Below are 13,974 nucleotides of genomic sequence, written 5' to 3' on the forward strand. Positions count from 1 at the left end.
GCCTGTTAAAGTACGACGGCGGTGGGTCACCTGTGAAAGGTGACTCACCGCCCGTTCGCTGCCTCTCCAACCTCGCAAGTCCCCAGGCTCGAGGGGCCTCGGCAGCTCTCTTATCGCATCAGTAGATGGCCAGGTCAGCCGCTGAAGTTGGTGCCCAGGTCGTAGTCATCCAGGGGGATGGCACGGAACTCGGCGCCAAGGTCGCCCACGCCGCCCACGTAGTCAAAGTCGCTGAATGCGCTCGGACCGGTGAACAGATTGGCCTTGGCTTCCTCGGTCGGCTCCACCGTGACGTTGGTGTAGCGCGGCAGACCCGTACCAGCCGGGATCAGCTTACCGATGATGACGTTCTCCTTCAGGCCCAGAAGCGGGTCGGACTTGCCTTCCATGGCCGCCTGCGTCAGGACGCGGGTGGTTTCCTGGAAGGAAGCGGCGGAGAGCCAGGACTCGGTGGCAAGCGAGGCCTTGGTGATGCCCATGAGCTCGTTACGGCCCGATGCCGGCTTCTTGCCCTCGGACACCACGCGACGGTTTTCCGTCTCGAAGCGGCCGCGCTCGGCCAGCTCGCCGGGGAGCAGGTTGGAGTCACCGGACTCGATGACCGTCACGCGGCGCAGCATCTGGCGCACGATGACTTCCACGTGCTTGTCGTGGATGCCCACACCCTGGCTGCGGTAGACGCCCTGGACTTCCTCCACGAGGTGCTTCTGGGCGGCTCGCGGGCCGAGGATGCGCAGGACCTGCTTGGGGTCGACGGCGCCGACGATCAGCTTCTGGCCCACCACGACGTGCTCGCCGTCTGCAACCAGCAGGCGGGCACGGCGCAGGACCGGGTAGGCGATCTCTTCCGTTCCGTCGTCCGGGGTCAGGATCAGGCGCATGGTGCGTTCGGACTCATCAATGTTGATGCGGCCGGCAGCTTCCGCGATCGGGGCAACACCCTTGGGGGTACGTGCCTCGAACAGCTCCTGGATACGGGGCAGACCCTGGGTGATGTCCTCGCCGCGGCTGGCCGAAACGGCACCACCAGTGTGGAAGGTACGCATGGTCAGCTGCGTGCCGGGCTCACCAATGGACTGTGCGGCAATGATGCCCACGGCCTCACCGATGTCCACGGTCTTGCCGGTGGCCAGTGACCGGCCGTAGCAGAGGGCACAGGTGCCCACCGTGGACTCGCAGGTCAGCACGGAGCGCACCTTGATCTCTTCAACGCCGGCTGCGAACAGCTTGGCAATGAGGACATCGCCCACGTCGTCGCCGGCAGAGGCCAGCACCTCGCCGGAGGAATCCAGCACGTCGGCGGCCAAGGTGCGTGCGTACACGCTGTTCTCGACTTCCTCGTGCAGCTTGATTTCACCGGTTTCAGTGACCACCGCGATGGGCAGGGTCAGGCCGCGCTCGGTGCCACAGTCGTCTTCACGAACAATGACATCCTGTGAGACGTCAACCAGGCGTCGCGTCAGGTAGCCCGAGTTTGCTGTACGGAGGGCCGTGTCGGCCAGACCCTTGCGGGCACCGTGCGTGGCGATGAAGTATTCCAGCACCGACAGGCCCTCGCGGTAGGAGGACTTGATCGGCCGGGGAATGATTTCGCCCTTCGGGTTGGCCACCAGGCCACGGATACCGGCGATCTGGCGGACCTGCATCCAGTTACCACGGGCACCGGAGGAAACCATCCGGTTGATCGTGTTGGAGGCGGACAGCGACGCACGCATCGCATCGGCGATCTCGTTGGTGGCCTGGTTCCAGATGTCGATGAGCTCCTGGCGGCGCTCGTCGTCGGCGATCAGGCCCTTGTCGAACTGGGCCTGGACCTTGGCGGCCTTGACTTCGTAGCCCTCCAGGATGGCCGGCTTCGCCTTCGGCACCTCGATGTCCGAGATGGCAACGGTGATGCCGGAGCGGGTGGCCCAGTAGAAGCCTGCATCCTTCAGGTTGTCCAGCGTCGCCGCGACAACAACCTTCGGGTAGCGCTCGGCGAGGTCGTTGACGATCTCGGAGAGCTGGCCCTTGTCCGCGACCTTTTCAACCCACGGGTAGTCGGCGGGCAGGGTCTCGTTGAAGATGACCTGGCCCAGCGACGTCGCCACAATGGCCGGCTGGCCGGCTTCCCAGCCCTCGGGGGCTTCCCAGCCCGCGTACGGCACGAAGTTGTCCAGACGGATCTTGACCTGCGAGTTGAGGTGCAGCTCGCCGGCGTCGTGCGCCATGACGGCCTCGGCCGGGGTGGAGAAGATCCGGCCCTCGCCCACGGCGCCGATGCGCTTGGTGGTCAAGTGGTACAGGCCGATGATCATGTCCTGCGAAGGCAGGGTGACCGGGCGGCCGTCCGAAGGCTTCAGGATGTTGTTGCTGGAGAGCATCAGGATGCGGGCTTCAGCCTGCGCTTCGGGGCTCAGCGGCAGGTGCACTGCCATCTGGTCCCCGTCGAAGTCGGCGTTGAAGGCGCCACAAACCAGCGGGTGAAGCTGGATGGCCTTGCCTTCCACCAGTTGCGGCTCGAACGCCTGGATGCCCAGGCGGTGCAGCGTTGGTGCACGGTTCAGCAGCACCGGGTGCTCGGTGATGATCTCTTCGAGAACATCCCACACCTGGGGACGGAAACGCTCCACCATGCGCTTGGCGCTCTTGATGTTCTGTGCGTGGTTGAGGTCAACCAGGCGCTTCATCACGAACGGCTTGAAGAGCTCCAGCGCCATCTGCTTCGGCAGGCCGCACTGGTGCAGCTTGAGCTGCGGGCCGACCACGATGACCGAACGGCCGGAGTAGTCAACGCGCTTGCCGAGGAGGTTCTGGCGGAAGCGCCCCTGCTTGCCCTTGAGCATGTCGGAGAGCGACTTCAACGGACGGTTGCCGGGTCCCGTGACCGGGCGGCCGCGCCGGCCGTTGTCGAACAGCGAGTCCACAGCTTCCTGCAGCATGCGCTTTTCGTTGTTCACGATGATCTCCGGAGCACCCAGGTCAAGCAGGCGCTTGAGACGGTTGTTGCGGTTGATCACGCGGCGGTACAGGTCGTTCAGGTCCGAGGTGGCGAAACGGCCACCGTCAAGCTGGACCATCGGGCGCAGTTCCGGCGGGATCACCGGGACGGCGTCCAGCACCATGCCCAGCGGGGAGTTGTTGGTGGTCAGGAACGCGTTGACGACCTTCAGGCGCTTGAGGGCACGCGTCTTGCGCTGCCCCTTGCCGTTCTGGATGATGTCGCGCAGGATCTCCGCTTCACCCGCCATGTCGAAGTTTTCGAGGCGCTTCTTGATCGCCTCGGCACCCATGGAACCTTCGAAGAACATGCCGTAGCGGTCACGCAATTCGCGGTACAGGGCTTCGTCGCCTTCGAGGTCGGCAACCTTCAGGCCCTTGAAGCGGTCCCATACCTGCTCGAGGCGGTCGATGTCCGCGTCGGCACGCTTGCGCACGTTCGCCATCTGACGGTCCGCGGAGTCGCGGGCCTTCTTCTTGTCTGCCGCCTTGGCGCCCTCGCCCTCGAGGCGGGCAATCTCGTTCTCGAGGTCGCGGGCGATCGTGGCAATGTCGGAGTCACGCATGTCGACCATGCGCTTCTTCTCCAGGTCGTGCTCGATCTGGAGGTTCGGCAGTTCGGCGTGGCGGGCGTCGTCATCAACGCTGGTGATCATGTACGCGGCGAAGTAAATGACCTTTTCAAGGTCCTTCGGCGCCAGGTCCAGCAGGTAGCCCAAGCGCGACGGAACGCCCTTGAAGTACCAGATGTGGGTGACGGGGGCGGCGAGCTCAATGTGGCCCATGCGCTCACGGCGCACCTTGGCGCGGGTGACTTCCACACCACAACGCTCACAGATGATGCCCTTGAAGCGCACGCGCTTGTACTTGCCGCAGTAGCACTCCCAGTCGCGGGACGGGCCAAAGATCTTCTCGCAGAAGAGGCCGTCCTTCTCAGGCTTGAGCGTGCGGTAGTTGATGGTTTCCGGCTTCTTGACTTCACCGTGTGACCAGTCGCGAATATCTGTCGCGGTGGCCAGTCCGATCTGCATGAGGCCGAAGGAGGATTCGCTGGACATAGGGGTCCTGTTCTCTCTAATTCTCTAAGTCTGAATGTCTAGGCGGGTACGGGAGGAAGCGAAGGTTCTTTCGGCGGCACGGCAGGGTGCCGCCGAAAGAGCCCCCTAAACTTCTTCGACAGAGTTCGGCTCGGCCCTTGACAGGTCGATGCCCAGCTCCTCCGCGGCCCGGAAGACTTCTTCATCCGAGTCACGCATCTCAATCGTGGTGCCGTCGGTGGAAAGGACTTCCACGTTCAGGCACAGCGACTGCATTTCCTTGATAAGCACCTTGAAGGATTCGGGAATGCCCGGCTCCGGGATGTTCTCGCCCTTGACGATTGCCTCGTAGACCTTCACGCGGCCGTGGATGTCATCGGACTTGATCGTGAGCAGTTCCTGCAGCGTGTACGCGGCGCCGTAGGCCTCCAGGGCCCACACTTCCATCTCACCGAAGCGCTGGCCGCCGAACTGTGCCTTACCGCCCAGGGGCTGCTGGGTGATCATGGAGTACGGGCCGGTGGAGCGGGCGTGGATCTTGTCGTCCACCAGGTGGTGGAGCTTCAGGATGTACATGTAGCCCACGGAGACCGGGTCCGGGAACGGCTCGCCGGAGCGGCCGTCGAACAGGCGCGTTTTGCCGGAGGAATCGATCAGGCGGTCGCCGTCGCGGGTCACGTTCGTGGAATCCAGCAGGCCGGTGATTTCCTGTTCAAGGGCGCCGTCAAACACGGGGGTGGCAACCTTGGTCTGGCCGGTTTCACGCGGCAGGTTCGGCAGCTTCTGCACCCATTCCGGCTCGCCTTCAATCTTCCAGCCGGTCTTGGCCACCCAGCCCAGGTGGGTTTCAAGCACCTGGCCCACGTTCATGCGGCCGGGGACACCGAGCGGATTCAGGACGATGTCGACGGGAGTTCCGTCGGCCAGGAACGGCATGTCCTCGATCGGCAGGATCTTGGAGATGACACCCTTGTTGCCGTGGCGGCCGGCAAGCTTGTCACCATCGGTGATCTTGCGCTTGTTGGCGACGTAGACGCGGACCAGCTGGTTCACGCCGGGAGGCAGGTCGTCGTCGGAGTCACGGTCGAAGACGCGGACACCGATGACGGTACCGGACTCGCCGTGGGGCACCTTGAGCGAGGTGTCGCGGACTTCGCGGCTCTTCTCACCAAAGATGGCTCGCAGCAGGCGCTCTTCCGGGGTCAGCTCGGTCTCGCCCTTGGGGGTGACCTTTCCGACCAGGATGTCGCCGGCGTCGACCTCGGCACCGATGTGGATGATGCCACGCTCGTCCAGGCCGGCCAGGATTTCCTCGGAAACGTTCGGGATGTCCCGGGTGATTTCCTCGGCGCCGAGCTTGGTGTCGCGGGCGTCGATCTCGTGCTCTTCGATGTGAATCGAGGAGAGCACGTCTTCTGCCACGATGCGCTGCGAGAGGATGATGGCATCCTCGTAGTTGTGGCCTTCCCAGGACATGAACGCCACCAGGAGGTTCTTGCCCAGGGCGAGCTCGCCCATGTCCGTCGCGGGACCGTCGGCGATGATGCCGCCCACTTCCAGGCGCTGGCCCTCGGAGGCGAGGACGCGCTGGTTGTACGCGGTGCCCTGGTTGGAACGCTGGTACTTGGCGATGGGGTAGTTGGTTTCCGTGCCGTCGTCGTTCAACATGACCACGACGTCGGCGGAAACCTCGGAGACCACGCCCGCCTTTTTCGCGATGACCACGTCACCGGCGTCAACAGCCGTGGGGCGCTCCATGCCGGTGCCCACAAACGGGGCCTCGGACTGGACCAGCGGCACGGCCTGGCGCTGCATGTTCGCACCCATCAAGGCGCGGTTGGCGTCATCATGCTCCAGGAACGGGATCAGGGCGGTCGCCACGGACACCATCTGGCGCGGGGAAACGTCCATGTACTCGACCTCGTCGGCCGGGATCAGGACGGGCTCGCCGCCACCGCCGCGCTGGCGGACCAGGACGGTTTCTTCGGTGAAGTGGTTGTCGTCGTCCAGCGGCGCGTTGGCCTGGGCGATGACAACGTCAACCTCGTCATCGGCCGTCAGGTAGTCGACCTCGTCGGAGACGACGCCGTCCTTGACCCGGCGGTACGGCGTCTCGATGAAGCCGAACGGGTTGATGCGGCCGTAGGAAGCCAGCGAACCGATCAGGCCGATGTTCGGGCCTTCCGGGGTTTCAATCGGGCACATGCGGCCGTAGTGCGACGGGTGGACGTCGCGGACTTCCATGCCGGCGCGGTCGCGGGACAAACCGCCCGGGCCCAGCGCGGAGAGGCGGCGCTTGTGCGTCAGACCGGCCAGCGGGTTGTTCTGGTCCATGAACTGCGAGAGCTGGGAGGTTCCGAAGAACTCCTTGATCGCGGCGACAACCGGGCGGATGTTGATCAGCGTCTGCGGCGTGATGGCCTCGACGTCCTGGGTGGTCATGCGCTCACGCACAACGCGCTCCATGCGGGACAGGCCGGTGCGGACCTGGTTCTCGATGAGCTCGCCCACGGCGCGGATGCGGCGATTGCCGAAGTGGTCGATGTCGTCCACGTCGACGCGGAGGTCGACTTCGGCGCCGTCGCGGATGCCCTTGGTCGTCTTGCCGCCGGCGTGCAGGGTGACCAGGTACTTGATCATGGCGACAATGTCATCGACGCTGAGGACGGAGGATTCCGGGTTGCTCAGCGGCATGTCGATGCCCAGCTTGCGGTTGATCTTGTAGCGGCCAACCTTGGCCAGGTCGTAGCGCTTGGCGTTGAAGTACAGGTTGTGCAGCAGCGCGTCGGCGGCGTCGACCGTCGGCGGCTCACCCGGGCGCAGCTTGCGGTAGATGTCCAGCAGCGCGTCCTCACGGCCGGTGGTGGCGTCCTTTTCCAGCGTGGCGCGGATGGAGTCGAACTCGCCGAACTCCTCCAGGATCTGGCCTTCGGTCCAGCCAAGGGCCTTCAACAGCACCGTGACGGATTGCTTGCGCTTGCGGTCAAGGCGCACGCCGACCTGGTCGCGCTTGTCAATCTCCAGCTCGAACCAGGCTCCACGCGAGGGGATGATCTTGGCGGTGAAGATTTCCTTGTCACTGGTCTTGTCCGCGGTGCGCTCAAAGTAGGCGCCCGGGGAACGGACCAGCTGCGACACAACAACACGCTCGGTGCCGTTGATGACGAACGTGCCCTTGTTGGTCATGAGCGGGAAATCGCCCATGAACACGGTCTGTTGCTTGATTTCACCCGTGAGGTTGTTCATGAACTCAGCCTTGACGTACAGCGGCGCGGCGTACGTGGCGTCGCGGTCCTTGCACTCGTCAACGGTGAACTTGGGATCGGCGAACTCCGGTTCCGTGAAGGACAGGGACATGGTGCCCTGGAAGTCCTCAATCGGGGAGATCTCTTCGAAGATGTCGGACAGCCCGGACGTGACGGCCACGCTGTCATCGCCGGCGCTCACGGCGGTTTCCATGCGGCCCTGCCAGCGCTCGTTGCCGACGAGCCAGTCAAAGCTCTCGGTCTGGAGTGCAAGCAGATTCGGCACGTCAAGCGGCTCGTGAATCTTTGCGAATGAGAGGCGACTCTTTGCACCGTCGGTGCTGTTTGAATCGATAGCGGTTGCAGCGTTATTTACATTAGAGGTGCTCGAGGCGACCAAGAGGGATCCTTCCACAGACCTGCAGGCTTGTTCTTGTGAACCCTCACCCGATTCGCCGATTGGTCATCAAACCAAGACGAACGCTGGACAAAAAGTTGCAAAAACACCCGACGTGGGAGTTGAATCTTCCCAAGACGCGTGCCGTTCCAACCGTTGTCCGAAGCAAAGCCCACCGCTATATGAAGGCTGAAGGTTAAGAGGGATACGCAAAGAACTACACTACAGGCATATTGCCCGCGTGTCTACCGCACGATGCGCAAATACGCAAGCATGGATGTTCCGCCCCTCACAATCGTGGCTGCCAGGTTCTCCCCCGGCGGCCCGTGGCGCGGAAATTTCCCGCCCTCCCAAGCTGTTAGATTCTATGGAGGGCCGGTGCAGGTCAAGGGTGACCTGTGTGGACAATGAGTAAGGAGCGCCTGCCATGACAGCACAAGACAATGCGGCAAACGGAAGCAATTCCGTGGAGGTCGTCATTCTCGCCGGGGCACGGACCCCGCAGGGACGGCTGAACGGGCAGCTGGCGCCTTTCTCCGCCGTCGAGCTCGGGACCAAGGCCATCGCCGCCGCCTTGGAGCGTTCCGGCGTCAAGGCGTCCGACGTCGACCATGTCATCATGGGGCAGGTGTTGCAGGCGGGTGCCGGCCAAAACCCGGCCCGCCAAAGTTCCGTTGGCGCCGGGATTGGCTGGAACGTGCCTGCCGTGACCCTGAACAAGGTGTGCCTTTCGGGGCTGACCGCGGTGATCGACGCCGCCCGGATGATCCGCAGCGGCGACGCCGACGTGGTGGTGGCCGGCGGCCAGGAATCCATGACCCGGGCCCCCCACCTGCTTCCCGGCTCCCGTCAGGGCTGGACCTACGGCGCCGTGCAGGCCTTGGACGTCGCGGCCCACGACGGGCTCACCGACGCCTTTGACGGCGAGTCCATGGGCCTGTCCACGGAACGGGGCAACATCCGCCTCAACATCAGCCGCACGGCACAGGACGAGGTCGCCGCGGCCTCACACCGCAGGGCCGCGGAGGCACAGCAGACGGGCGCTTTCGACGGCGAGATCGTCCCCGTCAGCGTCCCGCAGCGCAAGGGCGACCCCCTGGTGCTCACGCTCGACGAGGGCGTCCGGGCCCAAACCTCGATTGAATCCCTGGCCCCGCTGCGTCCGGCGTTCTCGGCCGACGGCGCCATTACGGCCGGCAACTCCTCCCCGCTGTCCGACGGCGCCGCGGCCATGGTGGTGGCCAGCCGGTCCTACGCGGAGGCTCACGGTCTCCCCTGGCTGGCCGTGGTCGGGGCCCCGGGCCAGGTGGCGGGCCCGGACAACTCGCTGCACTCACAACCGTCCCACGCCATCCAGAGTGCCCTGAAGAAGGCCGGATGGAGCGCCGAGGAGCTGGACTTCATCGAGATCAACGAGGCGTTTGGCTCGGTGGCCGTCCAGTCGCTGCGGGACCTGGACTACCCGCTCGAGAAATGCAACATCCACGGCGGCGCCATCGCCCTGGGGCATCCCATCGGAGCCTCCGGCGCGCGCCTGGCCCTGCATGCCGCCTCCGAGCTGGCACGGCGCGGGGCAGGCCGGGCCGCCGTGGCGCTGTGCGGCGGCGGCGGCCAGGGTGAGGCGCTGCTGCTGTTCCGGAACGCTTAGTGGGCTCGGCCCGGGCCGGTGGAACACCGACCGGCCGGGCCCGGGTGGCCGCCGACGCCGCCGCCCGGGGCCTCGCGGTGGAAATCATCCCGCGGCCGGTTGCCAACTCGCTGGCCGAAGCCGCCGCGCTGATCGGCGTCACGCCGTCGGACATCGTCAAGTCGCTGGTGGTCAAGCGCAGCGACGACACGTTCCTGTTTGCCCTGGTGCCCGGCGGGCGCACCATCTCCTGGCCGAAGCTGCGCTCCGTGGTTGGCGTGAACAAACTGCAGATGCCCAAGCCGGACGTCGCCCTGGCCGCCACCGGCTACGAGCGGGGCACCATCACCCCGCTTGGAAGCACGACGGCGTGGCCCGTGTTTGTCGATGAAAGCGTGGCCGGGCGGCGGGTGGCCCTGGGGGCAGGCGAACACGGCTACAGCATGTTTGTCGAAGCGGACGCCCTCATCTCCGCCCTCGACGCCACCGTTGCGGACATCTCGGTTCCGGAGTAGCGACGCTCCTGCAGGTCCGGGGCGTTCTGCGGCGGCGGTCCTGCAGGTCCGGGGCGTTGTGCAGTGGCGGTCCCGCTTTCCGTGATTCTCCAGTAATATCCGCCCGGGTCAAGCAACGGGAAATCGTGCAGTCCCCACTCCCGCAATGCCACGTACTCCACCACGGACCAGCCCGCTTTGCTGACGAGAACACGCTCCGCCTCGAGATCGTCGGTCACCAGCACGAGTTCGCATGGATGGTGCCGCGCGTCAGTGCGATATAAGGCTGAACGCTGATGCGTCTATCAATGGGGAGTTGAAGACCAAGAACTTCCGTGTAGAACTCCACGGTGGCGTCCGGGTCCACGGGAAAGATTTCGCAACGAAGTCATGTGGTCATCGGCCCAGTTTTTCCGGCATCGGCGGAGCCCGCGATAGCGGCGGCTGCGGCGCGGCGCGCCCGAAGCTCCCGAGCGTTTTCCGCAGCCCGCGTTCCCCCTTTGACGACAGTCGCAGAACACCCCGCCCGCAGAGGGAGCGTCCTGCATTTCAACGCCAAAGGTGCAGGAGCGTTTCGCATTTCAACGCCAAAGGTGCAGGAGCGTCCCTGGCTCGACATGCAAGAAGCCCCGCACCAGACGGTGCGGGGCTTCTTCGTGAATTGCGTGGGTGGTTACTTGACGGTAACCGTGGCGCCGGCAGCTTCGAGGGCTTCCTTGGCCTTCTCGGCAGCTTCCTTGGTGGCGCCTTCGAGGACAGCCTTGGGAGCGGAGTCAACGACGTCCTTGGCCTCCTTCAGTCCGAGGGAGGTCAGGGCGCGCACCTCCTTGATGACGGCAATCTTCTTGTCGCCAGCGGCTTCGAGGATCACGTCGAACTCGGTCTTCTCTTCCTCGGCCTCGGCAGCAGCGCCGCCGGCGGGGCCGGCAACTGCAACAGCAGCAGCGGTAACTTCAAAGACCTCTTCGAACTTCTTCACGAACTCGGAGAGTTCGATGATGGTCAGTTCCTTGAAAGCTTCAATGAGCTCGTCGTTGGTGAGCTTAGCCATGGGTGGCGCTCCTTCTTTTTGTTCTTGCCCGTACGGGCGAATCTAAAAACCTAAGTCCTCATGGAATTAGGGACATGCATGGGGCCCGCGGTTGCCAGGTTCCGGGACATTGCGTCAGCAATTTACCAGCCGGCAAAGGGGGGCTAGGCCTCGGCGGTCTCTGCTTCCGCAGCCGGAGCTTCTTCAGCGGCGGGCGCTTCTTCAGCAGCCGGAGCTTCTTCAGCAGGTGCACCTTCGGCAAGCTTCAGGCGCAGGGCATCGATGGTGCGCGCAGCGGCGGCCATCGGAGCCTTGAGGATGCCGGCAACCTTGGCCAGCTGCAGCTCACGGGATTCGAGGGCAGCCAGGGCGGCGACCTCAGAAGCGTCGAGAGCCTTGCCTTCGAAGAGGCCGGTCTTGATGACCAGCGCCTTGTTGGCCTTTGCAAAATCCGTCAGGCTCTTGGCTGCCGCAACAGCGTCACCCTTGATGAAGGCAATGGCGGTGGGACCCGAGAGCTGACCTTCAAAAGCGTCAACACCGGCTTCCTTGGCCGCGATGGCTGTCAGGGTGTTCTTGACGACCGAGAACTTGGTGTCCTGGCCGAGAGAAACGCGCAGCTCCTTGAGCTGGGCAACGGTGAGCCCACGGTATTCGGTTAGGACTGCTGCAGTGGAATCGCTGAAATCCTGCTTGATTTCTGCAACTGCGGCCACCTTTGTTGGCGTTGCCATAACCCTCCTTCCGGGAATTAGTGCCGGTCCTTCCGGCCCTGCCCAGCGCCATTCCCCTGAGGGAATGCAATGGAAAACAAAAACGCCCCGCACAGATGTACGGGGCGTTGGGGCCGTGGATACATGGGCTTTCACCCGCATCAAACACTGCCTAAGCTTTGTGCACCTGCGCTGGCCGTCCCTGTTCAGGACTTTCGGATGGAAACCTTCCCAGTTCCACACTGCAGGACGCATGCTGCGTCCGGCGCGTGGGGGGTGATTTCCATCGACCGACGGTCTTTGGTCCTCCAAGGCTACAACAGTTGCTTGGTCCACTCCAAATTGGGGCCGCACCCCACCAGGGCGCGGAAAGGACAATGCCTACATTTCGGGGTCAAAGGACTTTCGCCACTGACCTGTCACTCCGGCGGCGGCAAAGCCCATCCGGGCATTGATGGTGATCAGGTGAGTGTCCTCCGCCGCGTTCCACGTGTAGATGGCATGCGCATGCGGGAAGGTACGGCGGAGCAGCTCCAGATTGGCCAGCTTCATGCGCAGGCCCAGCTCGCGGCCGCGGTGTCCGCCCTCCATGACTGTGTCGTCCTGGAACACGACGTCGTCGCGGTGGCCCAGCACCGAGATGGACGTGTAGCCGACCAGCCGTCCAGTTGTCCGGCTTTCGGCCGCGGTCACCAAAGTGCGCCGGCCCGTTGACTGGGACAGTTCCTCGGCCTCGCGGAGGCGTGCCACATCCCAGCTGCCTTCGCCCGCCGGCGCGCCTCCTTCCTGCTCCAGGCGCGCAACGTCCACCGCCCATTCGTCCGGGCACGTGTCGGTCCATTGGTGTACGGCATATTCGTCGCCATGTGCAGCCGCGGCCGACTCCAGCAGTGCCGCGGCCCGGCTCTCCGGAAACGGCAGTGCGCAGGAACTGAATTGCTCGACCCGCTCCAGCCGGTAGCCTGCGTTGTGCGCGAAGCGGGCCTGGCGGTTCGCCAACGGCAGCGCGCCCACGCCGGTGGCTGGATGGAGCAGTTCGACGTCGGTGCCGGACTCCAGCTGTGCCCGCAGCTCCGCGGCTGAATGGTTCGTTTCCACCACCACAACACGCCGGTTCTCCCCGCGCACGAACGTTTCCGCGGCTTCCAACAGACGGCGTCCCAATCCCCGTCCCTCCGCCACGGGCAACACGTCCAGCGTGACGTGCGCCAGCTCCGTCTGGTCGTCCAGCGGCATGGCAATGCCGGCACGTCCGACGATCGTGCCGTCAACGCGGGCCACGAGCATCACATACCACTCGTAGGGATCGTGGCACAGGGCCAGCAGTTCCTCCCCTGTGTACGCGAGATCGTCATTGCCCCAGGTGCTGACGCGGACCTGCCGGGAGACGTCCACGGCGCGCAGGAAGTCCGCGGCGCCCTCGCCGTCGAGGGTGTCGGGCACCCGCAGCTGTTCGATCCGGATGTCAGTCATGTCGTTTGCTCCTGAAAGTAGCTTGTGCCGGCCGCCATGACATGGTCATGTTCAACCCGCTTCCCCCATTGAAATCTTTTGCTTCCAGCCATCGAAGCCACACTGCCCGCCCCTCCACCATACAAAAAGGGAGGGCCCGGCGTAGCAAATCGCTACGCCGGGCCCTCTCGTCAGGCAGCGTTCACACGCACCGACTAGGCCTCGATGACAACCTTCGTCACGGCCGGGTCAACGGGGATGCCGGGGCCAAACGTCGTGGCGACGGTGGCCTTCTGCAGGTAGCGGCCCTTGGAAGCGGACGGCTTCAGGCGAAGCACCTCTTCCAGTGCTGCCGCGTAGTTCTCCGCCAGCTTGGTCTCGTCGAAGGACACCTTGCCGATGATGAAGTGCAGGTTGGAGTGCTTGTCGACGCGGAAGTCGATCTTGCCGCCCTTGATGTCGTTGACGGCCTTGGCGACGTCGTTGGTGACGGTCCCCGTCTTCGGGTTCGGCATCAGGTTGCGCGGACCCAGGACCTTGCCCAGACGGCCAACCTTGCCCATGAGGTCGGGGGTGGCAACGGCCGCGTCGAAGTCGGTCCAGCCGCCCTGGATCTTTTCGATCAGGTCGTCGGTGCCAACGAAGTCGGCCCCGGCCGCGATCGCTGCCTCGGCACGCTCGCCGGTCGCGAAAACGAGGACGCGGGCGGTCTTGCCGGTGCCGTGCGGGAGGTTGACGGTGCCGCGGATCATCTGATCAGCCTTGCGGGGGTCAACACCCAGGCGGAAGGCAACCTCAACGGTTGCGTCGAACTTGGACGGGTTGGTGTCCTTGGCGAGCTTGATGGCCTCGAACGGTGCGTAAACCTTGTCCGCATCGATCTTGGCTACGGCTGCCTCATATGCTTTGCTGCGCTTTGCCATGCTGCTTGTTTCTCCTTGTGCAGTTGTGGTCGTTAGGACCGCGCGGGCCCTGCCACGTACGTCCGCCGCAACCACCC

General features: G+C 64.4%; 9 protein-coding genes. 2 read left to right on the top strand and 7 right to left on the bottom strand.

Annotated features, from left to right (window positions below):
* Positions 1-134: 134 nt before the first annotated feature.
* Both DMB86_RS19135 and rpoB read right to left on the bottom strand, forming a co-directional pair.
* Positions 135-4,037 (bottom strand): DNA-directed RNA polymerase subunit beta', encoded by a 3,903-nt coding sequence (locus DMB86_RS19135; RefSeq protein WP_113719172.1) that lies wholly within the window; start codon positions 4,035-4,037, stop codon positions 135-137.
* 105 nt (positions 4,038-4,142) lie between these two features.
* Positions 4,143-7,661 (bottom strand): DNA-directed RNA polymerase subunit beta, encoded by a 3,519-nt coding sequence (gene rpoB / locus DMB86_RS19140; RefSeq protein ID WP_113719173.1) that lies wholly within the window; start codon positions 7,659-7,661, stop codon positions 4,143-4,145.
* A gap of 424 nt (positions 7,662-8,085) precedes the next feature.
* Here rpoB and DMB86_RS19145 point away from each other — a divergent pair, with 424 nt between their 5' ends.
* Entirely contained in the window at positions 8,086-9,306 is a 1,221-nt protein-coding gene (locus DMB86_RS19145) for an acetyl-CoA C-acetyltransferase (RefSeq protein WP_113719174.1), read from the top strand.
* A complete protein-coding gene (locus tag DMB86_RS19150; protein WP_227878503.1) occupies positions 9,306-9,800 on the top strand; it encodes an aminoacyl-tRNA deacylase in 495 nt (164 codons plus the stop codon). The genes DMB86_RS19145 and DMB86_RS19150 overlap by 1 nt, the downstream gene beginning before the upstream one ends.
* A gap of 214 nt (positions 9,801-10,014) precedes the next feature.
* Here DMB86_RS19150 and DMB86_RS21705 read toward each other — a convergent pair whose 3' ends face one another.
* From DMB86_RS21705 to rplA, 5 genes are all read right to left on the bottom strand, one after another.
* Positions 10,015-10,146, bottom strand: coding sequence for a VOC family protein (locus DMB86_RS21705; RefSeq protein WP_418202287.1), 132 nt, complete (start codon positions 10,144-10,146; stop codon positions 10,015-10,017).
* A 306-nt stretch (positions 10,147-10,452) separates the two neighbouring features.
* A complete protein-coding gene (rplL, locus tag DMB86_RS19155; protein WP_113719175.1) occupies positions 10,453-10,830 on the bottom strand; it encodes a 50S ribosomal protein L7/L12 in 378 nt (125 codons plus the stop codon).
* A 143-nt stretch (positions 10,831-10,973) separates the two neighbouring features.
* Positions 10,974-11,543: a 50S ribosomal protein L10 gene (rplJ, locus tag DMB86_RS19160; RefSeq protein WP_113719176.1), complete on the bottom strand. Its 570-nt coding sequence runs from the start codon at positions 11,541-11,543 to the stop codon at positions 10,974-10,976.
* Positions 11,544-11,903: 360 nt separating this feature from the next.
* Positions 11,904-12,995 (bottom strand): GNAT family N-acetyltransferase, encoded by a 1,092-nt coding sequence (locus tag DMB86_RS19165; protein WP_113719177.1) that lies wholly within the window; start codon positions 12,993-12,995, stop codon positions 11,904-11,906.
* A gap of 194 nt (positions 12,996-13,189) precedes the next feature.
* Positions 13,190-13,897 (bottom strand): 50S ribosomal protein L1, encoded by a 708-nt coding sequence (gene rplA / locus DMB86_RS19170; RefSeq protein ID WP_113719178.1) that lies wholly within the window; start codon positions 13,895-13,897, stop codon positions 13,190-13,192.
* Between the last annotated feature and the right edge of the window lie 77 nt (positions 13,898-13,974).

Source organism: Arthrobacter dokdonellae (assembly GCF_003268655.1).
GTDB classification, from domain to species: domain Bacteria; phylum Actinomycetota; class Actinomycetes; order Actinomycetales; family Micrococcaceae; genus Specibacter; species Specibacter dokdonellae.

Bases quoted from the DNA above. Each gene is read 5' to 3' on its own strand.
- DMB86_RS19135 (WP_113719172.1), bottom strand. From the start codon at position 4,037: ATGTCCAGCGAATCCTCCTTCGGCCTCATGCAGATCGGACTGGCCACC.
- rplJ (WP_113719176.1), bottom strand. From the start codon at position 11,543: ATGGCAACGCCAACAAAGGTGGCCGCAGTTGCAGAAATCAAGCAGGAT.
- rplL (WP_113719175.1), bottom strand. From the start codon at position 10,830: ATGGCTAAGCTCACCAACGACGAGCTCATTGAAGCTTTCAAGGAACTG.
- DMB86_RS19165 (WP_113719177.1), bottom strand. From the start codon at position 12,995: ATGACTGACATCCGGATCGAACAGCTGCGGGTGCCCGACACCCTCGAC.
- rplA (WP_113719178.1), bottom strand. From the start codon at position 13,897: ATGGCAAAGCGCAGCAAAGCATATGAGGCAGCCGTAGCCAAGATCGAT.
- DMB86_RS19145 (WP_113719174.1), top strand. From the start codon at position 8,086: ATGACAGCACAAGACAATGCGGCAAACGGAAGCAATTCCGTGGAGGTC.